Below are 25,942 nucleotides of genomic sequence, written 5' to 3'. Positions count from 1 at the left end.
ATCAGATCGCCTCGCCAGTGAGCCGCTGGCAGATCATGTCGAGCTGATCGAGCGTCGAATAGCTGAGCGTCAGCGTGCCTCCAGACTCGGCATGAGCGATCGATACCGAAAGCCCAAGCAAATCCGCTAGTTGCGTCTCCAATGCCGTGATATCGGCGTTGCGCTCTTGCCTGATCTTTGCCCGCACTGGCTTGTTCTTCGCTGCCCGCGCGAGTTTCTCCGTTTCGCGCACGGACAGACCGCGTGCGACGACCTGCTCCGCCAGCGCCTCGGGATCGGCCGCGCCGATCAGCGCGCGGGCATGTCCCATCGACAGGTCGCCGGCAGCAAGCCGCGACTGCACCGGGCGGGGCAGGTCGAGCAGCCGCAGCAGGTTCGTCACATGGCTGCGCGACTTGTCGACGATCTTCGCCAGTGCTTCCTGCGTGTGGTCGAACTCCGCGATCAACCGCGAATAGGCTTCCGCCTCCTCGATCGCATTCAGGTCCTGCCGCTGGATATTCTCGACGAGCGCGACTTCCAGCGTTTCCGCGTCGGTGAAATCGCGCACGACGACAGGCACTTCATGGAGCTGCGCACGCTGCGCCGCGCGCCAGCGTCGCTCGCCCGCGACAATCTGAAAATCATGGCCATGGGGTCGCACGACGATCGGCTGGATCAGTCCCCTCTGACGAATCGACGCCGCGAGTTCGTCGAGCGCGGCCTCATCGAAATGTCGTCGCGGCTGCCCCGGATGCGGCGACAGCGCACTTACCGCCATCGTCTGCACGCCCGCCTTGCGCCCGCCCTCGCCGCCGCCCGCCAGGTCATCGACCAGCGTATCGCCGAGCAGCGCACTAAGCCCGCGGCCAAGTCCTGGACGCGCACGCTTCATCTGTGGTTCGTTCATGCAGCCTCCCTTTGACGCGGCAGACGTGCGAGCAGCTCGCGCGTCAGCGCGATATACGCCTCCGATCCCGAACAACGATGATCGTAGATCAGCGCCGGCAAGCCGTGGCTAGGCGCTTCCGAAAGCCGCACATTGCGGGGGATGACGGTATCGAACACAACCTGCCCCAAAACGGCGCGAACGTCCTTCGACACTTGTTCAGTCAAACGATTGCGCCGATCGTACATCGTGAGCGCCACACCCAGGATCGACAGGGACGGGTTGAAGCGCGCCCTTATCCGCTCGACCGTGCTCAACAGCTGGCTGAGCCCTTCAAGCGCAAAAAACTCGCACTGCAAGGGCACCAGCAAGGAATCGGCCGCGACCATCGCGTTCATCGTCAACAGCCCGAGCGAGGGCGGGCAATCGATGAGGACAATATCCCAATCCGCGGGCGCAACTTCGAGCGCCTTGTGCAGACGGTGCGTTCGCGCTTCGAGCTCGACCAGTTCGATTTCTGCACCAGACAGATCGACGGTCGCCGGCAGCACATCGAGGCGCGGGATCGGGGTATTTACGACCGCGTCCGACACCGTCGTATTGCCAACCAGGACGTCGTAACTCGAGCGATGCCTTTGATTCGCGCCGATCCCCAGTCCGGTTGAGGCATTACCCTGTGGATCAAGGTCGATCAGCAAGACGCGCTGCCCAGTGGCGGCGAGGGCCGTCGCGAGATTGATCGCGGAGGTTGTCTTGCCAACCCCTCCCTTCTGATTCGCGACGGCGATGCGGATCATGAGGGACGGACCTTCGTCGCGGTCACGATCACCGAGTCCGCGTCCGTGATGCTCTGTTTCACGTGAAACATTCCTCGCCAATTGCGCTTTGCTGCTGATAGCTCATCGGTGCCCGAACGACCACGCGGAAACACGAAAAGCGTGTCCGGATGGGTCAAATGAAGGGTATCGCGAAAAAGGACATCTACCGGTGCGACCGCGCGTGCCGAGATTATCGCAGGCGTAAACCCCGAGAGCGCTGCGACTTTCCGCTGTTCGACGGAGACATTCGATAACCCCAATAAGCCCGCGGACGTTTTCAGGAACTGCGCACGTTGGCGGCGGGGCTCGCACAAGACCACAGGCTGTTCGCGAAGCGCCGCGACGATCATACCGGGAAATCCACCGCCCGTTCCGATATCAAGCCACGTTCCGCATTCCGGCGCCAACGGGACCAGCTGCGCCGAGTCAACCAAGTGCCGTGTCCAGATCGAGTCCAGTGTCGCTTTGGAAACGAGATTCTGGCGCTCGTTTTCTTCGCCGACGATTTCGCCGAAGCGCTCGAGCAGCGCCGCCTTGTGGTCGCCGAACCGCGATACGATCCACGCGCGGGCATCGCTTTCCGTCACGCCGCCACCCGGCGGAGCTGAAGCCAGATTGCGGAGATTGCCGACGGTGTGACGCCCCGAACCCGTCCCGCCGCCCCCAGCGTTTCCGGACGCGCGGCATCGAGCCGTTCGATCATTTCGGTCGATAAGCCGGGGACAGCGCGATAATCGATGGTTGCTGGAATTGCGAGACCGCCCTCCCGACGCAGACGCGCGACCTCTGCGGCCTGTCGCGCCAAATATGGTGCGTAGCGTGCATCCTCCTCGACCTCGCGCAAAATGTCGGCGCTGACATCGTGATGACCGCCGCGGGCGCGCTCACGCTCGTCGCTTCGCGCCCTCCACACCTCCTGTCGCGCCGGCGTCAGCATCCCGAGCGAGTCCGCCACGGCGGATAGTCGCGACTCCGCGTTGTCTGCACGCAAAGCCAGGCGATATTCTGCCCTTGCCGTGAGCATGCGATAGGGTTCCGTCACGCCTTGCAGCACGAGGTCATCGATCATCACGCCGATATAGCTTGTCGTGCGATCCGCTTCGAACGGCGCCAGATCGCGAGCAACCGCAGCGGCATTGGCGCCCGCAACCAATCCCTGTGCAGCCGCCTCTTCATAGCCGGTGGTGCCATTCACTTGACCGGCAAAGAACAATCCTTCGACCGCCCGCGTTGCTAGCAGCGGCGTCAACGCTCGTGGGTCGATATGGTCATATTCGACCGCATAGCCCGGCTCGACGATACGGGCGCTTTCGAGTCCCTCGATCGTCGCGATCAGCGCCTCCTGCACGTCCGTCGGCAGCGAGGTCGATATGCCGTTCGGGTAGACGGTCGCGTCGTCCAGCCCCTCCGGCTCCAGGAAAATCTGATGACCATCGCGATCGGCAAAGCGATGAATCTTGTCTTCGATAGACGGGCAATAGCGCGGTCCGCCACTAGCGATGTCGCCACTGAATAGCGGCGATCGGTCGAGAGATGCGGCGATGATCGCGTGGGTCCGGCTGTTCGTCCGCGTGATCCCGCACGCGACCTGCGGCAGTATACGCTGCGCCGTCATCGGCGACATCGTCCAGTCGTCGATGTCCGAGGGCTGTCGTTCAAGGCGAGTCCAATCGATGGTGCGTCCATCCAGCCGCGGCGGTGTTCCGGTCTTGAGCCGTGCGATCGGCAGCCCGAGATCGCGCAGCCGAGCCGCAAGCGCTGTCGTTGGTCTCTCGTGAATCCGTCCTCCGACGCTGCGCTCGACACCCCGAAAGAGGCGCCCGCCGAGAAACGTGCCGCTGCCGATAGCGACCGCGCGGGCACCTATCCGCGACCCGTCTGCGAGCACCACGCCGCGGATGGTCGCGCCCTTCAGATCGAGATCGACGACTTCCGCTTCGATCATATCGAGATTCGGTGCCGCTTTGACGATCGATGCCACGGCACGATGAAATCGGGAACGATCGGCCTGTATGCGCGGACCATGAACCGCTAGCCCTTTGCTCCTGTTAAGCATCCGATGATGGATCGCCGACTGATCGGCCGCAACGGCAATTGCCCCGCCCAATGCGTCCACCTCGCGGACGAGATGGCCCTTGCCGACCCCACCAATCGCGGGGTTGCAGGACATGGCGCCGATACCGCGTCGATCAAGCGTAACAAGCACCGTCCGCGCGCCGCGGCGCGCGGCGGCACACGCGGCTTCCACGCCTGCGTGGCCACCACCGACGACGATCACATCATAGTTCATGCAGAGCGCCTAAACTATTTGCGCGTGGACCGTCAAAAACGTTCCACGTGAAACATTGTCATTTTCCGAGGCAAAATCGCGAAAAGAGCATATCCAGCATCGACTCGGTGGCATCGACCCCGATCACTGCCGCAAGGCTCCGCGTTGCGACACGAAGCTGTTCGGCGAGCAACAACAGCTCGTCATCGGGGTCGGCGATTGCACTCCAGGCCTCCCGAAGCGCGCGGCGCTGACGGTTGTTGAACATAACATCGACAGCAGGGATCATCAGATTGGCTTTCGCATCGATCGCGCGCCAGACCCGTTCGACCGAAGCAGCGTCACCGGCCGAAACCGCAATACGCCCCTCAGGTGCGATCTCCCGACCGTGCAAGTCGGCACGGGGATGTACAGCGATCATCCCATTCTGCTCGGGAGGAACTTCGTCGCCCAGCCACAAGACAACGTCCGCGTGCGCGATGGCCTGCCCCGCCCGCTCGATCCCAATCGCTTCGATCGGATCGGCGGTCTCCGCGACTATTCCGGCCGTGTCGACCAGGACATAAGCCCGTCCTCCGCGCTGGACGCTCGCTTCGATCAAATCGCGCGTCGTGCCCGCAATCGGTGAGGTAATTGCTGCATCCCGTGCGACCAACGCATTGAATAGCGTCGACTTTCCGGCATTTCGAGGCCCGGCGAGTACGATCCTTATCCCATCGTGCAGCCGCTCTACCGGCGGTCTGGCAAGGGCGAGCGCTATGTCATCCCGCACCGCGCATGTCGCGCGCAAGGCCGCTTCCTCCGGATCGCCCGAGTTCTCCTCTCCGTCATAGTCGATCGCCACCTCAATCATCGCCGCGATCGCCGCGAGGTGATCCATCCAGGCGATGACCGCGGCGCTCAGCTCACCCTCACTTGCGCGGATAGCCTGGCGACGCTGCGTCTCGGTTTCGGCCGCCAGCAGATCGGCGAGAGCCTCGGCCTGCGACAGATCGAGTCGGCCATGTTCGAGCGCCCGGCGGGTAAATTCGCCCGGTTCGGCGCGTCTCACGCCGGCCATGGCGGCGAGCGCGGCCTCGATCGCCGCGACGACCGCGGGTCCGCCATGCGCGTGAATTTCGAGCAGATCCTCGCCCGTTGCGCTCTCCGGTCCCGGAAAGGCGAGCAGCAGCGCACGATCGAGCAGCAGCCCATCCGCATTCCTGATTTGCCGCAGCGTCGCTCGTCGCGGTTCAGGAATATTCCCGGCAAGGCTCTGGGCGCACGCCATCGCAAGCGCCCCGCTCACCCGAATGACCGCGATGGCCGCGGGCGGGCGCCCACTTGAAACCGCAAAAATCGTGTCAGCCATTTGCGCCGCTCAGCCGCCCGGCTTGCCGCCGGCCTCGAACAACTGGCGCCAGAAGGTCATGCCAGCCTCGCCCATCGGCGCCCAGCCCTTCATCATCGCCTCGACCATCTCGGGCTGCACGCTGCCGTCCATCATGTCGCCCATCTTCTCGATATAGCGCGCATGGAGCGGCGAAAGATCGGGAAGTCCCATGAAACGCCGTGCTTCTTCGGGAGTACAATCCACCTCGACATTGATCTTCACACGCGCGTCTCCGCTTGAGCCCGCCGACCACCGGAGGCAGTATTCGGCGTATGTATGCCCGTGATCGTGCCGCAATCGCAACGCCCGTCGGGATCGTCAGCGTCACCGGGGATGACGACCGCGTCCTGTCGATTTCGATCGGTGCGGAGGGGTCGCCACACGCCGGCTCGGCCAAGGCGGTCGTGGCCGCTATCGCACAGCTTCGCCAATGGTTCGCCTGGGACCGTCAACTCTTCGACCTGCCCCTGACACCTGCCGCAACCCCACGCGGTCAGGCACTACGCGACGGGATGATCGCCATTCCTTATGGCGAGACGCAAAGCTACGGCGCGCTTGCACGCCGCATCGCCTCCAGCCCGCGTGCGATCGGTCAGGCCTGCGCGCGCAACCCTTTTCCGATCGTGATTCCCTGCCACCGCGTGCTCGCGACCAACGGAATCGGGCACTATTCGGCCGGTCACGGCGTTTCGACGAAACAATGGCTGCTCGCTCACGAGCTTCGCTACCGGAGAGACTGATGACGACGATGATCGATGTGCCGACGCTGGACGGGGCCGCAACCTTCCCCGCATACCGCGCCGACCCCGAAGCCACCCCCAGAGCAGCGATCATCGTCATCCAGGAAATCTTCGGCGTGAACGCAGGCATCCGCCGCAAATGCGATACGCTGGCAGAGGCGGGCTACCTCGCGCTCGCCCCCGATCTCTTCTGGCGCCTGCGCCCCGGGATCGAGCTCGATCCGGACATCGAGGCCGAGATGCAGGAAGCGCTGGGGCTGATGGGGGAGTTCGACCAGAATCAGGGTATCCAGGATATCGAGGCGACGATTCACGCGGCGCGAAGGCTTCTCGGTGACGACGCAAAGGTTGGCGCGGTGGGATATTGCCTGGGTGGACGCCTCGCCTTCATGACCGCGACGCGTACCGATATCGATGCAAGCGTCGGTTATTACGGCGTCGGCATCGACGGCCTGCTCGGCGAGAAGCACGCGATCGCCCGCCCGGTTCTTCTCCACATTCCCCAGGAAGATCACTTCGTCGACAAGACAGCGCAGGCTGCGATGCATGCCGGGCTCGACGATCATCCCAAGATCACCCTCTATGATTATCCGGGCGAGGATCACGGCTTCGCGACCGAATTCGGTGAGCGGCGTTCGGATGAAGCCGCGAAGCGTGCGGACGAGCGGACGGCGGCGTTCTTCGCCAGCCATCTGGGATAACCGCGACGGCCTGCCACGCCATTTGTCGGCGCGGCAGGCCTTTTTCGTCATGTAAACAGCGTGATGATGCCCTGCGTCTCGCCGGTGCCGACCCAGCCTTCATAGATCATCTTGCCCGCGACGAGCAGGATGACGGCTAGGCCGAGATACGCGATCCATCGGTATCGATCGATGATCCGCGCGATAAAATTCGCGGCCAACCCCATCAGCGCGACCGATAGGAGCAGCCCGACGACGAGGATGCCGGGATGTTCGCGCGCGGCACCTGCGACGGCGAGCACATTGTCGAGACTCATCGACACATCGGCGACCGCGACTGCCCATGCGGCACCAGCGAAGCTCTTCGCAGGGGTCAGGCCCGAATGCTCGTCACCGGCGATCTCGTCCGAGCCGACATTGGCGGCCGAATGCCGGATTTCGCGCCAGAATTTCCAGCTGACCCACAGCAGCAGAAGCCCGCCGGCAAAGATGAGTCCGACGATCCCCATGAGCCAGGTGACGATCAGCGCGAAGAGGATGCGCAGCACCAGCGCCGCGCCGATCCCGATCAGAATGACCTTCTTGCGCTGCTCGGCGGGCAACCCCGCTGCCAGCGCGCCGACGACGATCGCGTTGTCGCCAGCGAGGACGAGGTCGATCATCAGCACCGATCCGAACGCCGCGAGCGCCGCAGGTTCGGTGATGTTCGAAAAGTCGGCAACGATATGCTGCCAGATTTCCGCTGGCGACCCCGGACCTTGGACAGCCTGGGCAAGAAGCGCGATGATGCTCAAGAACGACTCCCGGAGTTCGTGAACGGACCAATACGGAACGATCGCCGCCTGGTTTGGCTCAATGGGATACAAGAAAAACGGCGCGGGCATAGCCCGCGCCTTCACGTCGGACGGGCTTGCGCCCACCGGCCGAACCGGCACGAGTCCCGCTGCAGCATGCAGCGGGCCGTGCTCGGTTACTGATTCATGCTGTCGAAGAAGTCCGAATTCGTCTTCGAATCCTTCATCTTGTCGAGCAGGAATTCCATCGCATCGACGGTGCCCATCTGCATGAGGATGCGGCGCAGGACCCACATCTTGCTGAGCTGCCCCTTCTCGACGAGCAGCTCCTCCTTGCGGGTCCCCGACTTGCCGATGTCGATCGCCGGGAAGACGCGCTTGTCGGCCACCTTGCGGTCGAGCACGATCTCGGCGTTGCCGGTGCCCTTGAACTCTTCGAAGATCACTTCGTCCATGCGGCTGCCGGTGTCGATCAGCGAGGTCGAGATGATCGTGAGGCTCCCGCCTTCCTCGATATTGCGCGCTGCACCGAAGAAGCGCTTCGGCCGCTGGAGCGCATTCGCGTCGACGCCGCCGGTCAGCACCTTGCCCGACGATGGCACCACCGTGTTGTAGGCCCGGCCAAGGCGCGTGATATTGTCGAGCAGGATCACCACGTCCTTCTTGTGCTCGACCAGGCGTTTGGCTTTTTCGATCACCATTTCTGCGACTTGCACGTGGCGCGTCGCCGGCTCGTCAAAGGTCGAGGAGACGACCTCGCCGTTCACCGTGCGCTGCATGTCGGTGACTTCCTCGGGCCGCTCGTCGATCAGCAGCACGATGAGGTAGACCTCGGGATGATTGACGCTGATCGCGCGCGCGACATTCTGCATCATCACCGTCTTGCCGACCCGCGGCGGCGCGACGATCAGGCAGCGCTGGCCCTTGCCGAGCGGCGCGACGACGTCGAGCACGCGGCCCGTCTTGTCCTTGATCGTCGGGTCTTCGATCTCGAGCTTCAGCCGCTCCTCGGGATAGAGCGGCGTGAGGTTGTCGAAGTTGACGCGGTGGCGCACCGCATCGGGATCGTCGAAATTGACGCTGATGAGCTTGGTCAGCGCGAAATAGCGCTCGCCGTCCTTGGGACCGCGGATCTCGCCCTCGACGGTATCACCGGTGCGCAGCCCGAATTTGCGGACCTGATTGGGCGAAATATAGATGTCGTCGGGGCCGGCAAGGTAGTTTGCCTGGGGGCTACGGAGGAAGCCGAAGCCGTCCTGGAGCACCTCGATGGTGCCCTCGCCCATGATCTGCTCGCCATTCTCGGCCTGGACCTTCAGGATCGCGAACATGAGGTCCTGCTTGCGCAGCGTCGACGCGCCTTCGACCCCCAATTCCTCGGCCAGCTGGACGAGCTCCGCGGGAGTCTTCTTTTTCAAATCTTTGAGATGCATGTGTTTTTTCCGAATGGATCGGTCGTGGGGGAAGCTCGGCCGGCGGTGGAACGCGACTGACGAAGCTGGAGGGGATACGCGAGACGCACGGCGGACGCCGGTTCCCGGTAGCCTCGAATCTAGGATTCGGCCGCGTTCAAGTCAAGCGGATCAGAAGGGCTTGGCGATCACCAGCACGACGATGAGAACGGTAGCGAGCGCGGGGAGCTCGTTGGCCATCCGCAACTGCCGGTTGGTCAGCCGCGCCACCCCCTTGCCGAGCCGCCTGCCATACCCCACCGCCCAGCCATGATAGGCGGATAGCAGCACGACGATCGTCAGCTTGGCATGCAGCCATCCCAGGCCCGCACCGCCGCTGAACAGCCCGAGATTGGCAGCGAGCAGCAGCCCCAGCACCCAAACCGCGATCATCGACGGGGTGAGGATCATCTGGCGGAGCTTCGCCTCGCGCTCGACCCACAGCGCCTCCTGCGCGCCGTCGCCCAGCGCCTCCTGATGATAGACGAGGTAACGCGGCAGCATGAACAGCCCCGCCATCCAGAAGATCACGAAGACGACATGCGCCGCCTTCACCCACGGGTAGGCCGCACCAAGATCGATGATCATGCCGTTCCCCTCACCCGCGCGATCAGTTGCTCGACATGCGCGATGGGCGTGTCCTGAAGGATGCCGTGGCCGAGATTGAAGACGTGCGGCCGGTCGGCGAAGGCTGCAAGGATACGATCGATCGCGGCATCGAGCGTTTCGCCGCCGGTGATGAGCGCCAGCGGATCGAGATTGCCCTGCACCGGCATCGCCGCCGGGATCGAGGCGGCCGCCCATTCGGGATCGACCGTCTCGTCCAGCCCCAGCGCATCGACCCCCGTTTCGCGCGCATAGGCGGGGAGCTTCCCGCCGGCGCCCTTGGGAAAGCCGATGACGACCGCCTCCGGGTGCCGCGCCTTTACCCCCGCAACGATCGCGGCGTTCGGCGCGATGACCCAGCGTTCGAATTGTGCCGGGCTGAGGCTCCCCGCCCAGCTGTCGAACAGCTGCACCGCCTCCACGCCCGCCTCGATCTGCGCGGAAAGATAGTCGGTCGTCATCCGGGTGATAGCATCGACGATCGCGCCGAACGCCCCGGGATCGCGATAGGCGTAGCGCCGAGTCTCGGCCTGATCGCGGCTGCCTTGTCCGGCCACCATATAGGTCGCGACGGTCCAGGGGGAGCCGGCAAAGCCCAGAAAGGTCGTTTCGGGGGGCAAAGCCGCCGCGACAGTCCTGACGGTCGCATAGACAGGTTCTAGCCTCTCAGGGACGCTCTGAAGCGCCACCAGCGCATGATCGACGAGCGCCGGCTCCAGTCGCGGGCCTTCTCCCACCCCGAAACTCAGGTCCTGGCCAAGCGCCCAGGGCACCATCAGGATATCGCTGAACAGGATCGCGCCGTCGAATCCGAAGCGCCGGATCGGCTGAAGCGTCACTTCCGCCGCAGCTTCGGGGTCGGTCGCGAGCGAAAGAAACCCGCCCTTCTCCGCCCTGAGAGCACGATATTCGGGCAGATAGCGCCCCGCCTGCCGCATGAGCCACATTGGCGGCACCGACTGGCGCTGACCCTTCAGCGTTGCGAGCAGGGGCTTGGTCAGCGCGGGCGTCCTTCTACTGATGAAGAGAATCTTAAAGAAGCTGTTGCGGTAGTAGTCGCGTTGGTGACCGGGATTATGCGGCCATCCCGGAAATGCCAACAGCTTGACGTATGCGTGCTGACGATTCCCTTGGGATTCGCGTCGGGCATCCCCGTTATCCACAGCCTGTGCAGGAACCCGGTGGGCGTTGACGACTTTGTGGACAGATCGCGGATGATCCACCGGCGGCGCTGCGCTTGGCCGCGGTTGCGAGTTGCGCTAGCGCTCGTCCCCATCTTGTCCACAGATCGATCCCGCTGATGGCGACGCGCCTCCATTTGCACCTCCTGTCGGACTCGACCGGCGAGACGCTGGAGAACATCGCAAAGGCGGCGCTCGCGCAATATGACGATGTCGAGACCGTCCGGCATTTCTGGCCGATGGTGCGCACCGAGGCGCATCTGGATCGCATCCTGCAGGAAATCGCGCAGAATCCGGGACTCGTGATCTTCACGTTGGTCAACTCGTCGACCCGACGTGCGCTGGAGCAACGGTGCGCAGCGCTGGGCCTGCCGACGGTCGCGCCGCTGGATTCCGTCAACGATGCGCTGTCGTCGATGCTGGGTCAGCAGGCTAAGGCTCGCCCCGGGCGCCAGCACGTCCTTGATGCCGCCTATTTCGCGCGGGTCGATGCGATCCAGTTCACCATCGCGCATGACGACGGCATCGCGCACGAAGACTGGGAGGAAGCGGACATCGTTCTCGCGGGGGTCAGCCGGTCATCGAAGACGCCGACCTCGATTTACCTCGCCAATCGCGGTTACAAGGTCGCGAACATCCCGATTGTGGTCGAAAGCCCGCCGCCGACGTCGCTCTACAGCCTCGCCAATCCGCTGATCGTCGGGCTGACGACGAGCGCGGACCGGCTGATCCAGGTCCGACGCAACCGGCTGCTCTCGCTCAATCAGGCAGCTGAAACCGATTATGTGAACCAGGAGGCGGTCGCGAGCGAGATTGCCTTCGCGCGGCGGATGTTCGCGGATCATGGCTGGCCGGTCATCGATGTGACGAGGCGCTCGATCGAGGAAACCGCCGCCGCGGTCATCGCGCTGTGCAACGAACGTCGCGGCGCGTCGCGCGGGGAAGACTTGTGACCTTGAACGATCCCGCCGCTTCTCGACTGATCCTCGCGTCGCAAAGCGCGTCACGCCGCGCGATGCTCGACGCGGCGGGCGTGGCGTATCAGGCTGTTCCCGGGCACGTCGATGAAGCTGGCGTCAAGGCATCGTTCGATTCCGCACGCCCGCGCGATCTGGCCGACGCGCTGGCGGAATTGAAGGCGATCAAGGTTTCCGCGCTGCACGCCGACGCCCTGGTGCTGGGTTCGGATTCGCTTGCGGTACTTGACGATGGCAGCATCCTCGACAAGCCGCGCGACCGTGCGGAGGCAGCGGACCACCTGCGGCGGATGAGCGGGCGTCATCACGATCTCGTGAGCGCTGCGGTCGTTGCGGAAGGCGGTCGTGCCGTCTGGCGGCATGTCGATCGCGCGCGGATGCACGTCCGTCCGCTCTCGAACGCGTTCATCGCGCGCTATCTCGATCTCGAATGGCCGGCGATCGCAGGGTGCGTCGGCTGCTACCGGATCGAGGGACCGGGCGCACAGCTGTTCACGCGGATCGACGGCAGCCAGTTCACCGTGCTCGGCATGCCGCTGCTTCCCGTGCTCGAATATCTCCGGACGCGAAAGATCCTGCCCGCATGACCGCGCCGAACAAGCCGTTTGCCGAAGTCATCGGCGATCCGATCGCGCATTCGAAATCGCCGGTCATCCACAATTTCTGGCTGAACGCGCTGGGGGTCGATGCCGAGTATCGCGCGGTGCATGTGACGCCGGACGGGCTCGCCGCCTATTTTGCCGATCGTCGCGCGGACCCGGCCTGGCGCGGATGCAATATCACGGTGCCGCACAAGATCGCCGCGCTGGACCATGTCGCCGATCCCGGTGATGTGCGCGGCTCGATCGGCGCGATCAACTGCGTGGTGCGCGCGGAGGGCGAGGTGCTGGTTGGCACCAACACCGATGCCGCCGGCTTCTACGCGCCGATTGCCGACCTCGATCTCGACGGGGCGCCCGTCGTCGTGATCGGTGCGGGCGGCGCGGCGCGCGCGATTCTCTTCGCGCTGGCTCGCATGGATGTCGGCCGCGTGACGATCCTCAATCGCAATCCTTTGAAGGGCGCGGCGCTGCTGGCGTCGTTCGGGCTGAAGGGCGAAGCGCTTCCCCTGACCGCGCCGATTCCGCCGGCCGCGCTACTCGTCAATGCGAGCGTTCTCGGCATGGCCGGCCAGCCGCCGCTGACGATCGACCTCGACCCCCTGCCCGATGACGCGGTCGTCTATGATATCGTTTACGCGCCGCTCGAAACCCCGCTGCTCGCCGCCGCACGCGCACGCGGTCTTGATGTGGTCGACGGGCTCGAAATGCTGATCGGTCAGGCGGCTGCGGCGTTCGAGATGTTCTTCGGTCAGGCACCGCCGCGCGACCGGGATGACGCGCTGCGCACGCTATTGACGTCGTGACGCCGCCGCGGATCGTCGTCGGGCTCACCGGCTCGATCGGGATGGGCAAGTCGACGGTGGCGGCGATGTTCGCGGACCTTGGCGTGCCGGTCTTCGATGCCGATGCGGTGGTCCACGCGCTGCAGGGACCGGGCGGGCGGATCGTGCCGGCGATCGAGGCGGCGTTTCCGGGCACTACCGGCGCATCCGGGGTCGATCGTCCCACCCTGTCGGCAGCGGTGCTGAACGACGATGCGGCGATGCGGCGGCTCGAGGCGATCGTCCATCCGGCCGTCGGCGAAGAACGGGCACGCTTCTTCGCCGATCGCATCGATGCGCCGATCGTCGTCCTCGACATCCCCCTGCTTTTCGAAACCGGCGGTGACGGGCGGGTGGACAAGGTCGTCGTCGTCTCCGCCTCGTCTGACGTGCAGCGCGCCCGCGTGCTCGCGCGTGCCGGCATGAGTGCGGCGAAGTTCGAATCGATCCTCGCACGCCAGATGCCGGATGCGCAAAAGCGCGCGCGCGCCGACTTCGTCATCGCCACCGATGTGCCGCTCGAGCAGACCCGCAGCGCCGTCGCCCGCGTCGTTGCTTGCCTAGCGCCGCGCGAAGGCCGATAACGCCCCGATGCGCGAAATCGTGTTCGATACCGAAACCACGGGGCTCAGCTTCTCCGGCGGTGACCGGCTGGTCGAGATCGGCTGTGTCGAGATGATCAACCGGGTCGAGACGGGTCAGGTCTTTCACGCCTATTATCATCCCGAGCGCCCGATGGCGGCGGAGGCGCAGGCGGTGCATGGGCTCAGCGACGCCTTCCTGTCGGACAAGCCGCGCTTCGCCGATGCGGCGGACGCGCTCATCGCCTTTATCGGGGACGCGCCGCTGATCGCGCACAATGCGGGCTTCGACTTTTCCTTCCTGAACGGCGAGCTTCACAAATGCGGCCGTTCGCTCGTGTGCACCACGCGGATGATCGATACGCTGCAGATCGCGCGGCAGCGGCATCCGGGCGCCAAGCACACGCTCGATGCGCTGTGCTCGCGCTACGGCATCGATCGTTCGCACCGCGTCCTCCACGGCGCGCTGCTTGACGCGCAGCTCCTCGCCCAGGTCTATGTCGAGCTGATGGGCGGCCGCCAGATCGGCCTGTCGCTGGTCAGCGAAACCGCGACCGCCGCGGTCGCCGCCTCGGCGGCACGCCCTGCCGCAAGCGTCCGGCCGGCGCGCACTTTTCAGCCGAGCGAGGGAGAATTGGCCGCGCATGCCGCGTTCCTGTCCAAGGTGAGCGATCCGATCTGGACCGCCGCCTGAGACCTGCGCCGGCGCGCGTTTTCGTGCCGGCGCCAACAAAGGAGAAGAACATATGGATATCCGGATCTCGGGTCATCAGGTCGCCACCGGCGACGCGCTGAAGCGCCATGTCGAAGACCGGCTCCAGGGTATCGCGAGCAAATATTTCTCCCGGGCGATCTCGGCGCAGGTGACGTTCGGGAAAGGGCCGCACGACAATGGCTTCACCTGCGATATCACCGCGCATGTGATGCAGGGCCTCGTGCTGAAGGGCCGGCACGACGCGCAGGATGCGCATCTCGCCTTCGACGGTGTCGCGGACAAGATCGAGAAGCAGCTGCGCCGCTACATGCGCCGGCTGAAGGATCGCCATGCCGATCAGGCGAACGCGGCGGCGGAGGGCAACGGCTATGACAATGCCGGCTATACCCTGTTCGCGGAGCGCACCGACGAGCAGGAGGAATCGCCCGATTCGCCGCTCATCATCGCCGAGACGCGGGTCGATGTCCCCGATGCCAGCGTGTCCGATGCGGTGATGATGCTCGATCTGCGCAACACCACTGCGCTGCTGTTCAAGAATTCGGGGACCGGATCGTACAACATGGTCTATCGGCGCGGCGACGGCACGATCGGGTGGGTCGAGCCGCAGCGCGCAGGGTGACGATTGCACGACGATGACCGATGTGAGTGACCTGCTGCTGCCCGAACTCGTCCTGGTGGACGTGGCGGCGGCAACCAAGAAGGCGTTGTTTCAGCAGGCCGCCGCCGCCGCCGCCCCCGTCCTCAATCTCGACGAGGGAACGGTCGCGCGGCTGCTGGCGGCGCGCGAGAAACTGGGATCGACGGGGTTTGGCGGCGGCGTCGCCATTCCCCACGCCCGCGTGCCCGATCTGCCGCGCATCGCCGGGATGGTGATCCGGCTCGCCCAGCCGATCGATTTCCAGGCGGTCGACGATCTGCCCGTCGATATCGCCTTCGTCCTCCTGTCTCCGCCTGAGGCGGGTGCTGAGCATCTGAAGGCGCTGGCACGAATCTCGCGCCGGCTGCGCGACCGCGCTTTCGTCGCGAAGCTGCGCGGCGCCGGATCGCGCGATGCGATCTACGCGCTGCTGACCGGGGACGACGCGCGTGACGCCGCCTGACGGAGCCATGGCGGCGGGGGTGACGGGTGGCGCGGCGGCGCACTACCGTGCGCTCGAATCGCTCTACGCGCACGCGCCAATCAACCAGTTGTTCGATTCGCGGCTCGAAATCGTTGCGGCGGGCGTCGCGCGAATCCATTTCAACCTCGATCGGCGGCACTTTCACGCCGCCGGTGCGGTGCACGGCACGAGCTATTTCAAGATGCTCGACGACGCGGCCTTTTACGCGGCGAACAGCCTGGTGACCGACCGTTTCCTGCTGACCACTGCGTTCAACCTGCTGTTCACCCGGCCGCTGCGCGAGGGGCGGGTCGTTGCCGAAGGCCGCTGGATCAGCGGCCAGCGGCGCGTCTTCGTCTCCGACGCCCGCCTGATCGATGCCGCGGGCGAGGAGGTCGCGCGCGGCACGGGCACCTTCATGAAGTCGCGAATCGCGCTCGCCGGCCTCGATGGCTATGGCGTCCGGTGAGTGATCGCCTGCCGAGCGGCATCCTTGTGTCCGCGCTGCTTCGCCGCGCCAATGATTCCGGTGGATTCGCGGTGGTTCGCGCGAAGGGCGACGCACAGGCAGGCGCCATCCTGTTCCTCCTCGAGGAGACGGCGGGCGACCGGGTTATGGAGCGCGGGATCGGCGCCGATGGCCGCTCCGGCCTCATCGAAACCGGGCCGCGTGCAGGCGGCGAGGAGTCGGTTGAGGAATATTGGCGCCGCCGGCGCGCGCGCGATCCCGATCTATGGGTGGTTGCTCTGGCCGTCCCGGAGGCCGAACGATTCGTCGCTGAAACGATCGCGATGATTTGACTTGCGTGCACCGCACCATCACAGCCGCCGCATTGGGTTCTTCGCGTTGTGCTGGGGCGGGTGCGATCCGGTCAGTTACGCAGTCGGGGGGTAAGTCCGGCCGGTCGTTCGCTGTGAGGCGATGACGACCGCGTTCCGCACGCCAACCGCATAAATGTGTTGATTGATGTCGTTTCGTCAGCGGGTTGCGTCCGTCGCAGCCCTTTCTCTTGCGCTTGTCGGGCTTGCCGCCCACAGCACCGCGGGCTTCGCGGCGGAAACGCCCCACGCGAACGTGCCGACCCCGGCTCCCGCGATCATCGTCTTCCAGGACGGTCAGGCGCCCCAGGCGCTCCCCACCCCGACCTACCCCGCGCCGGCCGCGACCACGCCGCCGACCGAATCCGCCGACATCGATGACGGCGATACCGTGGCTTATCCCACGCTTGCCGCCGCGGTCGCCGCGCAGCCTGTCGAGGCGAGCGACGAGCAACTCCGCTGCCTTGCGGGCGCGATCTATTTCGAATCGAAGGGGGAACCCCTCGCCGGCCAGCTCGCGGTTGCCGAAGTCATCCTGAACCGTGTGGCGGCGCGTCGCTTCGGTGAGACGGTGTGCGACGTCGTGACCCAGCGCGGCCAGTTCTCGTTCGTGCGCGGTGGGCGGATCCCCTCGATCCCGGAAAGCCGCGCGAGCTACCGTACCGCCGTTGCGGTCGCGAAGGTCGCGATGGACGATGCATGGGACAGCCCGGCCGGCAAGGCGCTGTTCTTCCACGCCCGCCGCGTCTCGCCGGGGTGGAACAAGACCCAGGTCGCCTCTATCGGCAACCACGTCTTTTACCGCTGAGGCTTCAAAAGGTTCGTGCAATGTTCTAGGGGTGGCGGGCCATGCTCGTCGCCCCTTCTTCCTGTCTGGACGGTTCGCCCGAGGCATTGTGCGCCGCCGATGTCGCGCGCGGCGTCACGCGGATGCTGCTGCGCCACGACCTGACGACGATCGGCGAAGTGCCGCTCGACGGCGGGCGCCGCGCCGACCTGATGGCGCTCGACGTGAAGGGGCGGATCGTGATCGTCGAGATCAAGGTGTCGCGCGCCGATCTGATCGGCGATGCCAAATGGCGCGAGTATCTCGATCACTGCGACCGGTTCTACTGGGCGGTACCGGCGGGCTTCGATGCGTCCCCGATCGACGGCCCCGCCTTTCTGCCGGACCGTACCGGGCTGATCGTGGCCGACCGCTATGACGCCGCAATCGTGCGCGAAGGCGCGACGGTGCCGCTCGCCGCGCATGTCCGCAAGCGCTGCACCCTCGCCTTCGCCCGCCGCGCCGCACGCCGGCTGACGACGCTGGTGGACCCGGAGACGTCGGCGTTCGGGTAGGACGCGGCGCACGATCCGCGGGATCAACGCCCCGAAAGCTTGTCCTTCAGCCCGGAAAAGGCATTGGCCGGCCGCACATCCTCTTCGCGAAGGACGCCTGCCGCGCGGAGTGCCGCCTCGGCGTTCGGGCCACGCGGGAACGGATCGAGCGCGAGGGCCAGCGTTTCGGCGGCGAGCTCACCCAGATCGACCGCGCCATCCTCGATCTCGACGGTGTCGAGCCCGTCGGCGTCGAGCTCGATGTCCTCCTCGCTTGCCTGCGCATCGACGAAGCGCAGCGCCACGGCCTCGTCGATCGAGACGGGCAACGGATCGCCGGTGATCGCGCACGCCTGCGTCGCCGCGGCCGTAACCCGCCCCTCGACCATCACCCCGCTTGCAGTGCGACGGACGGATAGCTCGGCGGCCAGCCGGTCGAGCGCCACCAGATCGAAGCGCCGCGCGATTGCCGCGCGTTCCCCGGGCGTCGCCTCGATCGATACCGCGCGCGCATCGCCGCCGATCGTGTCGATCCGTTCGGTCCGCGAAAACTCCGGCGTCATGGCAGCCGGCCTTCCAGCAGCGCCGGGATCGTCACCTGGTCGAGATCGGCGCGCAACGCCGCGAGGCGCTTTGCTACGTGAACCACTGCCTCGTTCCCCGGCGCCACTCCGCGATAGAGATTGCGCACCAACGCCTCGTCCAGCGATCCTCCCGCCAGGCCATCGCGATAGGCGCCCAACCGCCCGCCGAGCAGGCTCATCAGCCGGCCGATCTTCTTGCCCACGACGACATCGCCGATGCCGAGCTCGCGCATCTGCCCGTCCATGTCGGCGACGAAGCATTCCGCCAGCCGCGCATTGGGCGCAGCACCATCGGGGTCATCCTCCAGTCGCAGCATGATGACGGCGACGATGGCCGTGATCATGTCGAACCGGCCATCGACGGTGTCGGGCACGGCCCCTTCAACATACCAGTGCGGCTCGCGCCCCTTCGCCACCGCGGCATTGTAGAGGAGCTGCGCTTCGGAGGTGCGATCTCCGAACAGCCTGTCGAACAAACCCAACGCTGACCCTTCCCGTCCATGCCGCATGACGCCCGTGCTTGTCCTGCAGCGCGCCTCGGCATATTGAGGCTTTGCCGCGCCGATGCAACGCGCGGCTTTGCTTGTCGGCTCGGAGTTCCCATGCGCGTATCGTCCACTCTCCTCGTCGCGATCGCGCTCGGTCTTGCCAGCGGGGCGTGCGCGCCGCTCAAATCGCACCAGGGCTATATCGTCGATGCCGATCTGGTGAATTCGATCCAGCCGGGGGTCGACAACCGCAATTCGGTCGCCGCGACGCTCGGCCATCCCAGTTTTGCGAGCCAGTTCGGCCAGGGCGACTGGTATTATATCGCGCGCGACAGCAAGAATTACGCGTATAACTCCCCCAAGGTCGACAAGCAGCTGACGCTGCAGATCAGCTTCGACCAGGCCGGTACGGTTACCGCCATCCGCAAGTCTGGTGAGGAACAGGTGGCCTCGATCTCGCCATCGTCGAAGACCACGCCGACGCTCGGCCGCAAGCGCGGCTTCTTCGAGGATCTGTTCGGCAATATCGGCACGGTCGGTGCGGCTGGGGCGGGCGGTGGTGACGCAGGCGGCGGCGGTCGCGATACCCCCTGACGCCACTCCGCTGGCACCTTGCTGGCGGCTGACCGGCGCATTCCCGCAGCGTTCAGGACCGTTCGGGCAATTCTCCCTCATGCCGCGATCTTCGTTTGGGGTCGCGGCGCCATGACAGGAGACAGATCATGCGTACGTTGATGACCGTTGCCCTGCTCGCCGCGACGGCGCTGCCGTCGGTGGCAAATGCCCAGTCCGCACGCGAACTGCGCCACGACCGGCAGGATATCCGGCAGGAACAGCGCGACCTGAACCAGGCGCGCCGCTATGGCACGCAGCGGGACGTGCGTGACCAGCGCCGCGACGTTCGCGACGCGCGTCAGGAATATCGCGAGGACCTGCGCGATCGCAATCACCGCTGGGGCCGCAACGACTGGCAGGGCTGGCGCAACCAGAATCGTGCGCTCTACGCGCGCGGCAACTGGCGCGCGCCGTTCCGCTACACGACGTTCCGGCCGGGGGTGCGCATCCAGAGCTTTTACTATGGACCGCGCTACGTCATCGCCGATCCCTGGCGCTATCGCCTGCCGATCGCGCGTCCCGGCACGCGGTGGGTGCGGCATTATAACGACGTGATTCTCGTCGATTACCGTCGCGGCTATGTCGTCGATGTGATCCGCAACTTCTACTGGTAGGAAATCCGGGGGCGCGGCGTTACGACGTGCCCCCTGTTCCCCGTTTCGGCCGCGCCGCGTTTACGCGCCGGCGCGGCCGGTGCCGGCTTGGGTCGGCACTGGTCCCGAAAGGGGGGAAGGGACCAATTGCCGCAACGCGCCTGTGCGGCTTTTGTTCGATCGGCTTATCCGGCGGCGCCGATTTCCGGTTCGGTGCGGCCCTTGAACCCCTGCGCGACGACGAACCATTCGACCGACCCCTTGCGGCTCGATGGCGGCTTGGCGTGCTTCACGGTCGTGAAGTTTCGCTTCATCTCGGCGACGAGCGCCGAATCGGCTCCTCCTGCAAAGACCTTCGCGACGAAATCGCCGCCGGGTTGCAGAACGTCGCATGCAAAGGCGAGCGCGGTTTCGACCAGCGCCATCGTGCGCAGCGCATCGGTCTGCGGATGCCCGACGGTGTTCGCCGCCATGTCCGAGATGACGAGATCGGGCGCGCCGCCGAGCGCCTCAATGAGCCTGCCTGGCGCAGCGTCATCCATGAAATCCATCTGGAAGATCGTGACCCCGTCTATCGGATCGACGGGTAGCAGATCGATCCCGACGACGGCGCTGTTCGGTAGCTGGCGGCGAACGACCTGCGACCAGCCGCCGGGCGCAATGCCCAGATCGACGATCCGCTTCGCGCCCTTCAGGAAGCCGAACCGTTCGTCGAGCTCGATCAGCTTGTAGGCGGCGCGGCTGCGATACCCTTCCGCCTTCGCGCGGCGGACATAAGGGTCGTTCAGCTGGCGCTCGAGCCAGCGGGTCGATTGCGCGGTGCGCCCGCGTGCGGTGCGGACGCGCTGGCGCCCGCGCAGGCTATCCTTGGACATGATCTGCCTTCACTGAACGCGCGTGCCCATCAGCCGGCGCAAGATGCCTTCGCGAATGCCGCGATCGGCGACGCCCAGCCGTTCGGCGGGCCAGATATCGAGGATCGATTCGAGGATCGCGCACCCCGCGACCACCAGGTCGGCGCGCTCGGTGCCGATGCAGGGCAGCGCAGCGCGTTCGGCCGGCGACATGGTCGAGAGCGTGCTGCTGATCCGCCGCATCGCCGCCGCCGGCGCGATCAGGCCATCGACGACGGCGCGGTCATAATGCTCCAGCCCCAGATGGACGCTCGCCAGCGTCGTCACCGTGCCGCTGGTGCCGAGCAGCCGCGGGCGCTCGCCGGGATCGGGCAGCCGCGCTGCGAAGGGGCGAAAGCTCTCGGCGACCAGCCCGCGCATCCGCGCATAGGACGCGGCGCGCCCGTCAGCGCCGTCGCCGCCGCCGACGAACTCGGTCAGCGACACCACACCCCACGGCGTCGAATGCCAGTCGAGCACGGTCGGGATCGTCGTGCTGGTGTCGATGAGCACCATCTCGGTCGATCCGCCGCCGATATCGAAAACGATCGCCGGGCCGTTGCCGGGCTCGATGAGCACGTGGCAGCCGAGCACCGCGAGACGCGCCTCTTCCTCGGCAGAAATGATGTCCAGATGGATGCCCGTCTCGGCGCGGACGCGTTCGATGAAGCTTTCGCCGTTCGAGGCTTGACGACACGCCTCTGTCGCCACCGAACGCGCGAGCGCGACATTCCTGCGCTTCAGCTTGTCGGCACACACGCGAAGCGCGGCGATGGTCCGCTCGATCGCGGCGTCGCTGAGTCGGCCAGTGGTCGCGAGACCTTCGCCCAGGCGCACGATTCGCGAAAAGGCATCGATCACCGCAAAGCCGTCGCCCTGCGGGCGCGCGATCAGCAACCGGCAATTGTTGGTGCCCAGATCGAGCGCGGCGAAATGCCGCGGCTCGCGGCCGCGATGCCGCATTGTCGTCTTGCCAGCCGCCCGTGCCGCAATGTCTCCGGCCCGGTCCGGCATGCCGGCGGATTGATCGCCCACTGCCGTCACTCGCTTCTTGTTCGTTCTGCCGTTGCGGCGCGGCCCCTTTCGGTCCCGATCCGCCCGGTGCTTGACCCCAAGCGTAGCGGCGATGCGCGCGTGCGGCAAGCTGCGTGCCAATCCGGCCCGAAAAGGTGGTCGATGGCCGCCGCTTCGTCGCAGTGCGACAACGGTTTTCGTCGCAGCGCCGCCCGGAAACGCGCTTGACCCACGGTTTTCTGCGCCTTACAGCCCCCCTCGATTGCCCCGTCGTCTAAAGGTAAGACTACGGACTCTGACTCCGTCAATTGAGGTTCGAATCCTCACGGGGCATCCAGCGCCACCAGCACCGATAGGTCTGAAACTTCGCGTCGCTTCTTCAGCCGAGCGAACGCGATTGCGGTGTGCCGCGAGGTTGGGTTGTGCGCAGCGCGCAAAAAAAGGGGCCGCGCCGACGGCGCGACCCCCTTCGTCATGATCCGCGCGATCAGAAGCGGACGCTGATAGATCCGCGATAGGACTGGTTCTCGAGCGATTCCCGGCCGACGGTGGTGTCCGCCCCGACCGAGACCGAGACCTTTTCGCCACCGAACGACACGCCGGCGCTCAGCTCGCCCCAGTTCTTGTCTTGGCCCGGCAGCGCGAACAGCGCCGAGTTGCCCGGGAAGCCGCCGGCGAAATTCGCGCCGTAATAGCCCGGCTTGTCCTGGAAATCGTGGACGTAATAGGCCGAGGCATAGGGCTTGAACCCCATGCCGCCCGACAGCTGCAGACCGGCGCGGCCCTGCAGGCTGTCATAGCTGCCGCGATCGTAGCGGAGCGCCGGCGCACCGCCGGTCTCTGCCGTCGGGGTGAAGCCGAGATGGCTGGCGCGCGCGGCGATGCGCGGGCCGATCTTGAACCCGCCCAGATCGAACGCCTTGGCAAGTCCGACCTCGCTCGACACCGCCAGCGCATTGTCACGGCTGCGCAGCGTATAGCTGTTGGTCACCAGCTGCGCACCGCGGCGCGTGCGGGCCTGGAAGACGCCGGCGCTGAACTGGGTGTCGAGCGTCACGCCGCTCTCTGTTTCCAGCTTGCCGTAGAGCGTGCCGGAGTAGAGCTCGCCGCGCGCGGTCTGCGCGATGCCGCTCGTGGTGCCATCGACCTTGGTGTAGGACAGCGAGAAGCCGATCGCGGCGTTGTCGTCGATCTCGGTTTCGATGCCGCCCGCCACGAACCAGCCGTCGAAGGGATCACGCGACCCTTGCGGATTGAGCCCCGGGGTCGAGCGCGCCTTGCCGTCGATATAGCCGCCAGCGATATAGGCAGCGACCGTATCGGGAAGCGCATTTTCCTGCAGCGAGATGCCGCCCGAATCGCTGGCGGTCGCTTGCGCGCCGGGCATCGTCGCGACGGCGGCGAGCTGGATCGGCTGGCCGATCAGCGCAAGGCTGCCGCCGAGCCCGCCACGCACGTCCATCTGGCCGAGGCGATCGCGGTAGAAGCGCGCGAGGTTGTCGGTCGCGGTGGTGCCGAGTGCCTGGACAAGCGATTCGGTGCGCGGCGCCAGCCCCTCGAGCGTGGTCTGGATCGTCGCCGCATTCTGCAGGTCGAGGATGCCGTAGAGTTCGCTCAGCCCCGTCGCGTTCGCCCGGTTGCTGTCGAGCAGCCGCGCATAGGCGGACTGGATCGGCGTGCCCGCCACGACATTGGCGTAGAGCCCAGCGTTGATCCGCACCTGCACTGCGTTGGTGCTGTAGAGGAACTGCGGCGTCAGGATCGCGCTGAACGCCTTGGGCGCAGCGAACGTGCCGCCGATCCCGCCCTGCGCGGTCAGGATGGTATAGACGCTGTTGGCGCGCAGGATCGTGCCGGAAGCCGGCGCGAAGCCCACCGTCCCGCCGATCGATGCCTTGCCGTCGAGCGCGGTCGTCCCGCTGAACTGGGTCGCGACCACCGCCAGCTTGTCGCTTGCGCCATTGTCACCCAGGTCGATGAGCAAGGCGCTGCCCGACGACAGGATCACGTTGCCGCCAAAGGTGAGCGTGCCCACCCCGCCGATCGTGCCGGGGGCGATCATGCCGGTTGCGTTGGTGAAATAGGGCGCGTCGATACGCCCCGAACCGTTCAGCGCGCCGGCCATCATGAAATAGTCACCGGCCGACTTGATCCGCCCATCGACGGTAACGAGTCCGGTCAGGTGGCTGAAATCGATGAGGCTGGAGAGCGACCCGGTGCTCGTTACGTTCAGCTTGGCGCCGGTGCCCGAAATCGTGAAGCGATCGATCGTCACCGCGGTGTCGAGCGTCGTCGTGCCGGTCGCCGAAAGGTTCACGTCGAAATAGCGACCGTTGGTCTTCGTCGCGGCGTTCGGGTCGATGTTGTTCGGCACGAAATTGGTCGCGCCCGGCAGGCCATTGGCGAGGGTCGGTGTCGGCAGCGCGGCGGCGGCGGCCGCTGCGGCTGCAACGTCGCCAGCCGATGCGGTCAGCCCCGACGATGCGGTTGCGTCCTGCGCGCTGTTGATCGCGGTGATCCCGCGCACCGTCGCCTTGTCGCTGGCGGTCTCGACGCCGATCGCGCCGGCGGTCGCGCCCGCAGCGTCTGGCGCCGCCGCGTCGGCGGAGACAGGCTGGCCATTGACGTAATAGACGCCGGTCGCGACGTCCTGGCATTCGCTGGAGCCGCGCTGCTCGAAGCAGACCTGGCCGAATTTGTTGCCGTCACCCGCGATCCCCGCACCCGGGGTCGTCGGCACGCCGTTTACCAGCTTGCCGCCCGCGATGATCTGATAGGCGGGGTCGAGATTGGTCACCCAGTGGGTCGCATCGCTCCACTTGCCGTCGCCAGCCTTCGCCGAGACGTAGCGATACGGGTTGTTCGCGACGATATAATCCCAGAACAGATAGAGCGGCTGATAGAAGGACGAGGTGCCGTAGGAGCCGGCCGGCTGCGCCCCGTAGAAGCGGCTGCCGCCCGACAGAACGCCGATCACGGTCGGCCGGTCGAAGGTCTTGTCGAGGATCAGCGGACCACCCGAATCGCCGGGCGCGGTGATACCCTCGCTCGGCAGTGCATTGTCCTTGAACAGGTTGAAGTCATATGGGCTGGCCGATGCCGTGCCCCGACGCGGATCGTCGAAATCGAGCTGGTAGAGGTTCTGCGGCAGGCCGTCCGGCGAGCCGAAGAGAAAAAGGTCGCGGTCGTCGAGCGAGCCGAGCAGGCCGATGAAGTTCTCCGCCACGCGCCGGCGATAATCGATACCGCCCGTCGAGCCCGTCGTCCCGACGCCGTTATTGCCGTAGCCGACCTCGGTGACGTGATAGCCGGTGCCGGTGGTGTTGCTGATCGATGCGGGTGCGGGGAGCGCGGAGAGCAGGATCGTCCAGGTCGGCACGTTGCTGGCCGGCGTGTCGAGCGAGGCGAGCGCGATGTCGCCCTGCAGGAAGTTGTTGGCGAGGCCGAGCTTCAGCGAATCGGGGTTATAGACGACCTGGTTGACGTTGTAGAAAGCGTTGGTCTTGCTCGACTGGTAATTGCTGTTGAACCAGGAAACGATGCCGGGGAGGTTGTTCGCCTTGAACCCGAAGCCGATCGGCAGCTGACCCGCGCCGGTGCCGTAGCCCCAGGGGTTCATCGCGGCGCCACTCGGGCTCTCGTTCACGCAGTGCGCGGCGAAGATCACGGTGCGCGGGTTGATAAGCGTGCCGGTGCACAGCCCGACAAAACCGTTCTTCTGATCGATGATCATCTGGCCGACGCCGGTCACATCGGTCTTGTCGACCGCCGACGCTGGCGTTCCGGGCTGCGAGATCACGATCTGCGGATCGTTGTAGGACCCGTCGGGCCGAACCACGCCTGCATCCTGCGCCGCGGCAGGAACTGCCAGCATCGCGGTCGACGCGAGCAGCGCGAGACGGACGGCGCGCGCACTGGCGCGGTTGGCAGCTATCGACATCGGTAATCCCCCTAAAATCTTTGATGACGTGCTTTTCCCTGCACGATCGCAAAAGCTTACGCGTTCTTTCCGGTGGCGCAACTGCGGCCCCAGCCTTCAAA

General features: G+C 65.8%; 31 protein-coding genes and 1 tRNA gene. 16 read left to right on the top strand and 16 right to left on the bottom strand.

The features are described from left to right. Position 1: 1 nt before the first annotated feature. Genes BOS5A_RS03445 through BOS5A_RS03420 form a run of 6 tightly spaced genes read right to left on the bottom strand, consistent with a single transcriptional unit; the run spans position 2 to position 5,549 of the window. Complete coding sequence (locus BOS5A_RS03445; RefSeq protein ID WP_151953803.1) at positions 2-889, bottom strand: ParB/RepB/Spo0J family partition protein; 888 nt, start codon at positions 887-889, stop codon at positions 2-4. Beyond that, the gene (locus BOS5A_RS03440; RefSeq protein WP_151953802.1) at positions 886-1,665 is read right to left on the bottom strand and encodes a ParA family protein; all 780 of its coding nucleotides are present in this window, start codon (positions 1,663-1,665) and stop codon (positions 886-888) included. The genes BOS5A_RS03445 and BOS5A_RS03440 overlap by 4 nt, the downstream gene beginning before the upstream one ends. Then, on the bottom strand, positions 1,662-2,273 hold the full coding sequence (locus tag BOS5A_RS03435; RefSeq protein ID WP_151953801.1) for a 16S rRNA (guanine(527)-N(7))-methyltransferase RsmG: 612 nt from the start codon (positions 2,271-2,273) through the stop codon (positions 1,662-1,664). Before BOS5A_RS03435 ends, BOS5A_RS03440 begins: the two co-directional genes overlap by 4 nt. Next, a complete protein-coding gene (gene mnmG / locus BOS5A_RS03430; RefSeq protein WP_151953800.1) occupies positions 2,270-3,976 on the bottom strand; it encodes a tRNA uridine-5-carboxymethylaminomethyl(34) synthesis enzyme MnmG in 1,707 nt (568 codons plus the stop codon). The genes BOS5A_RS03435 and mnmG overlap by 4 nt, the downstream gene beginning before the upstream one ends. A gap of 58 nt (positions 3,977-4,034) precedes the next feature. Continuing rightward, complete coding sequence (gene mnmE, locus BOS5A_RS03425) at positions 4,035-5,306, bottom strand: tRNA uridine-5-carboxymethylaminomethyl(34) synthesis GTPase MnmE (protein WP_151953799.1); 1,272 nt, start codon at positions 5,304-5,306, stop codon at positions 4,035-4,037. Positions 5,307-5,315: 9 nt separating this feature from the next. After that, positions 5,316-5,549, bottom strand: coding sequence for a DUF6489 family protein (locus BOS5A_RS03420; protein WP_151953798.1), 234 nt, complete (start codon positions 5,547-5,549; stop codon positions 5,316-5,318). Positions 5,550-5,599: 50 nt separating this feature from the next. Here BOS5A_RS03420 and BOS5A_RS03415 point away from each other — a divergent pair, with 50 nt between their 5' ends. After that, entirely contained in the window at positions 5,600-6,067 is a 468-nt protein-coding gene (locus BOS5A_RS03415; protein WP_151953797.1) for a methylated-DNA--[protein]-cysteine S-methyltransferase, read from the top strand. Then, positions 6,067-6,768 carry a dienelactone hydrolase family protein gene (locus BOS5A_RS03410; RefSeq protein ID WP_151953796.1) on the top strand — a complete coding sequence of 234 codons (702 nt, stop codon included), beginning with the start codon at positions 6,067-6,069 and terminating at the stop codon, positions 6,766-6,768. Before BOS5A_RS03415 ends, BOS5A_RS03410 begins: the two co-directional genes overlap by 1 nt. 47 nt (positions 6,769-6,815) lie before the next feature. Here the strand turns inward: BOS5A_RS03410 and BOS5A_RS03405 are convergent, their stop codons facing one another. The 4 genes from BOS5A_RS03405 to hemE form a co-directional block, all read right to left on the bottom strand. Beyond that, a complete protein-coding gene (locus BOS5A_RS03405; protein WP_234419181.1) occupies positions 6,816-7,541 on the bottom strand; it encodes a TerC family protein in 726 nt (241 codons plus the stop codon). A gap of 176 nt (positions 7,542-7,717) precedes the next feature. Next, a complete protein-coding gene (rho, locus tag BOS5A_RS03400; RefSeq protein ID WP_151953794.1) occupies positions 7,718-8,974 on the bottom strand; it encodes a transcription termination factor Rho in 1,257 nt (418 codons plus the stop codon). Between the two features lie 150 nt (positions 8,975-9,124). Further along, positions 9,125-9,580 (bottom strand): CopD family protein, encoded by a 456-nt coding sequence (locus tag BOS5A_RS03395; RefSeq protein ID WP_151953793.1) that lies wholly within the window; start codon positions 9,578-9,580, stop codon positions 9,125-9,127. Next, on the bottom strand, positions 9,577-10,620 hold the full coding sequence (gene hemE, locus BOS5A_RS03390; RefSeq protein WP_267903824.1) for a uroporphyrinogen decarboxylase: 1,044 nt from the start codon (positions 10,618-10,620) through the stop codon (positions 9,577-9,579). The genes BOS5A_RS03395 and hemE overlap by 4 nt, the downstream gene beginning before the upstream one ends. 278 nt (positions 10,621-10,898) lie before the next feature. On the opposite strand from hemE, the gene BOS5A_RS03385 reads away from it, so the two are divergent. From BOS5A_RS03385 to BOS5A_RS03335, 11 genes are all read left to right on the top strand, one after another. After that, a complete protein-coding gene (locus tag BOS5A_RS03385) occupies positions 10,899-11,732 on the top strand; it encodes a pyruvate, water dikinase regulatory protein (protein ID WP_151953792.1) in 834 nt (277 codons plus the stop codon). 2 nt (positions 11,733-11,734) lie between these two features. Beyond that, positions 11,735-12,343, top strand: coding sequence for a Maf family protein (locus BOS5A_RS03380; RefSeq protein WP_267903823.1), 609 nt, complete (start codon positions 11,735-11,737; stop codon positions 12,341-12,343). Then, positions 12,340-13,161: a shikimate dehydrogenase family protein gene (locus tag BOS5A_RS03375; RefSeq protein ID WP_151953791.1), complete on the top strand. Its 822-nt coding sequence runs from the start codon at positions 12,340-12,342 to the stop codon at positions 13,159-13,161. The genes BOS5A_RS03380 and BOS5A_RS03375 overlap by 4 nt, the downstream gene beginning before the upstream one ends. Next, positions 13,158-13,763: a dephospho-CoA kinase gene (coaE, locus tag BOS5A_RS03370; protein ID WP_151953790.1), complete on the top strand. Its 606-nt coding sequence runs from the start codon at positions 13,158-13,160 to the stop codon at positions 13,761-13,763. Before BOS5A_RS03375 ends, coaE begins: the two co-directional genes overlap by 4 nt. 7 nt (positions 13,764-13,770) lie before the next feature. Then, on the top strand, positions 13,771-14,454 hold the full coding sequence (dnaQ, locus tag BOS5A_RS03365; RefSeq protein WP_151953789.1) for a DNA polymerase III subunit epsilon: 684 nt from the start codon (positions 13,771-13,773) through the stop codon (positions 14,452-14,454). Positions 14,455-14,506: 52 nt separating this feature from the next. Further along, entirely contained in the window at positions 14,507-15,094 is a 588-nt protein-coding gene (gene hpf, locus BOS5A_RS03360; protein WP_151953788.1) for a ribosome hibernation-promoting factor, HPF/YfiA family, read from the top strand. Positions 15,095-15,107: 13 nt separating this feature from the next. Further along, complete coding sequence (locus BOS5A_RS03355) at positions 15,108-15,575, top strand: PTS sugar transporter subunit IIA (protein WP_151953787.1); 468 nt, start codon at positions 15,108-15,110, stop codon at positions 15,573-15,575. A 7-nt stretch (positions 15,576-15,582) separates the two neighbouring features. Then, a complete protein-coding gene (locus BOS5A_RS03350) occupies positions 15,583-16,044 on the top strand; it encodes a PaaI family thioesterase (protein ID WP_151954482.1) in 462 nt (153 codons plus the stop codon). Continuing rightward, a complete protein-coding gene (locus BOS5A_RS03345) occupies positions 16,041-16,376 on the top strand; it encodes a DUF1491 family protein (protein WP_151953786.1) in 336 nt (111 codons plus the stop codon). The genes BOS5A_RS03350 and BOS5A_RS03345 overlap by 4 nt, the downstream gene beginning before the upstream one ends. 166 nt (positions 16,377-16,542) lie before the next feature. Further along, a complete protein-coding gene (locus BOS5A_RS03340) occupies positions 16,543-17,202 on the top strand; it encodes a cell wall hydrolase (RefSeq protein ID WP_151953785.1) in 660 nt (219 codons plus the stop codon). Positions 17,203-17,243: 41 nt separating this feature from the next. After that, entirely contained in the window at positions 17,244-17,735 is a 492-nt protein-coding gene (locus BOS5A_RS03335; RefSeq protein ID WP_151953784.1) for an MmcB family DNA repair protein, read from the top strand. Between the two features lie 23 nt (positions 17,736-17,758). Here BOS5A_RS03335 and BOS5A_RS03330 read toward each other — a convergent pair whose 3' ends face one another. After that, on the bottom strand, positions 17,759-18,277 hold the full coding sequence (locus BOS5A_RS03330) for a YceD family protein (RefSeq protein ID WP_151953783.1): 519 nt from the start codon (positions 18,275-18,277) through the stop codon (positions 17,759-17,761). Next, positions 18,274-18,780: a ubiquinol-cytochrome C chaperone family protein gene (locus BOS5A_RS03325; RefSeq protein ID WP_442800496.1), complete on the bottom strand. Its 507-nt coding sequence runs from the start codon at positions 18,778-18,780 to the stop codon at positions 18,274-18,276. Before BOS5A_RS03325 ends, BOS5A_RS03330 begins: the two co-directional genes overlap by 4 nt. A 120-nt stretch (positions 18,781-18,900) precedes the next feature. On the opposite strand from BOS5A_RS03325, the gene BOS5A_RS03320 reads away from it, so the two are divergent. Together BOS5A_RS03320 and BOS5A_RS03315 are read left to right on the top strand one after the other, a co-directional pair. Next, positions 18,901-19,380, top strand: coding sequence for an outer membrane protein assembly factor BamE (locus BOS5A_RS03320; RefSeq protein WP_151953781.1), 480 nt, complete (start codon positions 18,901-18,903; stop codon positions 19,378-19,380). Between the two features lie 128 nt (positions 19,381-19,508). Beyond that, entirely contained in the window at positions 19,509-20,015 is a 507-nt protein-coding gene (locus BOS5A_RS03315) for an RcnB family protein (RefSeq protein ID WP_151953780.1), read from the top strand. Between the two features lie 164 nt (positions 20,016-20,179). On the opposite strand, the gene BOS5A_RS03310 is transcribed toward BOS5A_RS03315, so the two are convergent. Beyond that, positions 20,180-20,869 carry an RlmE family RNA methyltransferase gene (locus BOS5A_RS03310; RefSeq protein ID WP_151953779.1) on the bottom strand — a complete coding sequence of 230 codons (690 nt, stop codon included), beginning with the start codon at positions 20,867-20,869 and terminating at the stop codon, positions 20,180-20,182. Between the two features lie 9 nt (positions 20,870-20,878). After that, entirely contained in the window at positions 20,879-21,850 is a 972-nt protein-coding gene (locus tag BOS5A_RS03305; RefSeq protein WP_234419243.1) for a Ppx/GppA phosphatase family protein, read from the bottom strand. A gap of 314 nt (positions 21,851-22,164) precedes the next feature. On the opposite strand from BOS5A_RS03305, the gene BOS5A_RS03300 reads away from it, so the two are divergent. Continuing rightward, positions 22,165-22,238 (top strand) — tRNA-Gln (locus BOS5A_RS03300). Here the strand turns inward: BOS5A_RS03300 and BOS5A_RS03295 are convergent. Beyond that, positions 22,225-22,377 (bottom strand): hypothetical protein, encoded by a 153-nt coding sequence (locus BOS5A_RS03295; RefSeq protein ID WP_199857188.1) that lies wholly within the window; start codon positions 22,375-22,377, stop codon positions 22,225-22,227. The two genes, BOS5A_RS03300 and BOS5A_RS03295, sit on opposite strands and share 14 nt — an antisense overlap. Before the next feature lie 11 nt (positions 22,378-22,388). After that, positions 22,389-25,841 (bottom strand): autotransporter domain-containing protein, encoded by a 3,453-nt coding sequence (locus BOS5A_RS03290; protein WP_151953778.1) that lies wholly within the window; start codon positions 25,839-25,841, stop codon positions 22,389-22,391. Between the last annotated feature and the right edge of the window lie 101 nt (positions 25,842-25,942).

The sequence above is a fragment of the Sphingomonas sp. EC-HK361 genome (assembly GCF_902498785.1).
In the GTDB taxonomy this organism is placed as follows: Bacteria; Pseudomonadota; Alphaproteobacteria; order Sphingomonadales; family Sphingomonadaceae; genus Sphingomonas.
Note: the sequence above shows the minus strand (reverse complement) of the source record. Positions and strands in the feature narration are given on the sequence as shown.

Bases quoted from the DNA above. Each gene is read 5' to 3' on its own strand.
- BOS5A_RS03445 (WP_151953803.1), bottom strand. From the start codon at position 889: ATGAACGAACCACAGATGAAGCGTGCGCGTCCAGGACTTGGCCGCGGG.
- BOS5A_RS03440 (WP_151953802.1), bottom strand. From the start codon at position 1,665: ATGATCCGCATCGCCGTCGCGAATCAGAAGGGAGGGGTTGGCAAGACA.
- mnmG (WP_151953800.1), bottom strand. From the start codon at position 3,976: ATGAACTATGATGTGATCGTCGTCGGTGGTGGCCACGCAGGCGTGGAA.
- mnmE (WP_151953799.1), bottom strand. From the start codon at position 5,306: ATGGCTGACACGATTTTTGCGGTTTCAAGTGGGCGCCCGCCCGCGGCC.
- BOS5A_RS03415 (WP_151953797.1), top strand. From the start codon at position 5,600: ATGTATGCCCGTGATCGTGCCGCAATCGCAACGCCCGTCGGGATCGTC.
- BOS5A_RS03410 (WP_151953796.1), top strand. From the start codon at position 6,067: ATGACGACGATGATCGATGTGCCGACGCTGGACGGGGCCGCAACCTTC.
- rho (WP_151953794.1), bottom strand. From the start codon at position 8,974: ATGCATCTCAAAGATTTGAAAAAGAAGACTCCCGCGGAGCTCGTCCAG.
- BOS5A_RS03395 (WP_151953793.1), bottom strand. From the start codon at position 9,580: ATGATCATCGATCTTGGTGCGGCCTACCCGTGGGTGAAGGCGGCGCAT.
- BOS5A_RS03385 (WP_151953792.1), top strand. From the start codon at position 10,899: ATGGCGACGCGCCTCCATTTGCACCTCCTGTCGGACTCGACCGGCGAG.
- BOS5A_RS03375 (WP_151953791.1), top strand. From the start codon at position 12,340: ATGACCGCGCCGAACAAGCCGTTTGCCGAAGTCATCGGCGATCCGATC.
- dnaQ (WP_151953789.1), top strand. From the start codon at position 13,771: ATGCGCGAAATCGTGTTCGATACCGAAACCACGGGGCTCAGCTTCTCC.
- hpf (WP_151953788.1), top strand. From the start codon at position 14,507: ATGGATATCCGGATCTCGGGTCATCAGGTCGCCACCGGCGACGCGCTG.
- BOS5A_RS03355 (WP_151953787.1), top strand. From the start codon at position 15,108: ATGACCGATGTGAGTGACCTGCTGCTGCCCGAACTCGTCCTGGTGGAC.
- BOS5A_RS03350 (WP_151954482.1), top strand. From the start codon at position 15,583: ATGGCGGCGGGGGTGACGGGTGGCGCGGCGGCGCACTACCGTGCGCTC.
- BOS5A_RS03340 (WP_151953785.1), top strand. From the start codon at position 16,543: ATGTCGTTTCGTCAGCGGGTTGCGTCCGTCGCAGCCCTTTCTCTTGCG.
- BOS5A_RS03335 (WP_151953784.1), top strand. From the start codon at position 17,244: ATGCTCGTCGCCCCTTCTTCCTGTCTGGACGGTTCGCCCGAGGCATTG.
- BOS5A_RS03330 (WP_151953783.1), bottom strand. From the start codon at position 18,277: ATGACGCCGGAGTTTTCGCGGACCGAACGGATCGACACGATCGGCGGC.
- BOS5A_RS03320 (WP_151953781.1), top strand. From the start codon at position 18,901: ATGCGCGTATCGTCCACTCTCCTCGTCGCGATCGCGCTCGGTCTTGCC.
- BOS5A_RS03315 (WP_151953780.1), top strand. From the start codon at position 19,509: ATGCGTACGTTGATGACCGTTGCCCTGCTCGCCGCGACGGCGCTGCCG.
- BOS5A_RS03310 (WP_151953779.1), bottom strand. From the start codon at position 20,869: ATGTCCAAGGATAGCCTGCGCGGGCGCCAGCGCGTCCGCACCGCACGC.
- BOS5A_RS03305 (WP_234419243.1), bottom strand. From the start codon at position 21,850: ATGCGGCATCGCGGCCGCGAGCCGCGGCATTTCGCCGCGCTCGATCTG.
- BOS5A_RS03295 (WP_199857188.1), bottom strand. From the start codon at position 22,377: ATGACGAAGGGGGTCGCGCCGTCGGCGCGGCCCCTTTTTTTGCGCGCT.
- BOS5A_RS03290 (WP_151953778.1), bottom strand. From the start codon at position 25,841: ATGTCGATAGCTGCCAACCGCGCCAGTGCGCGCGCCGTCCGTCTCGCG.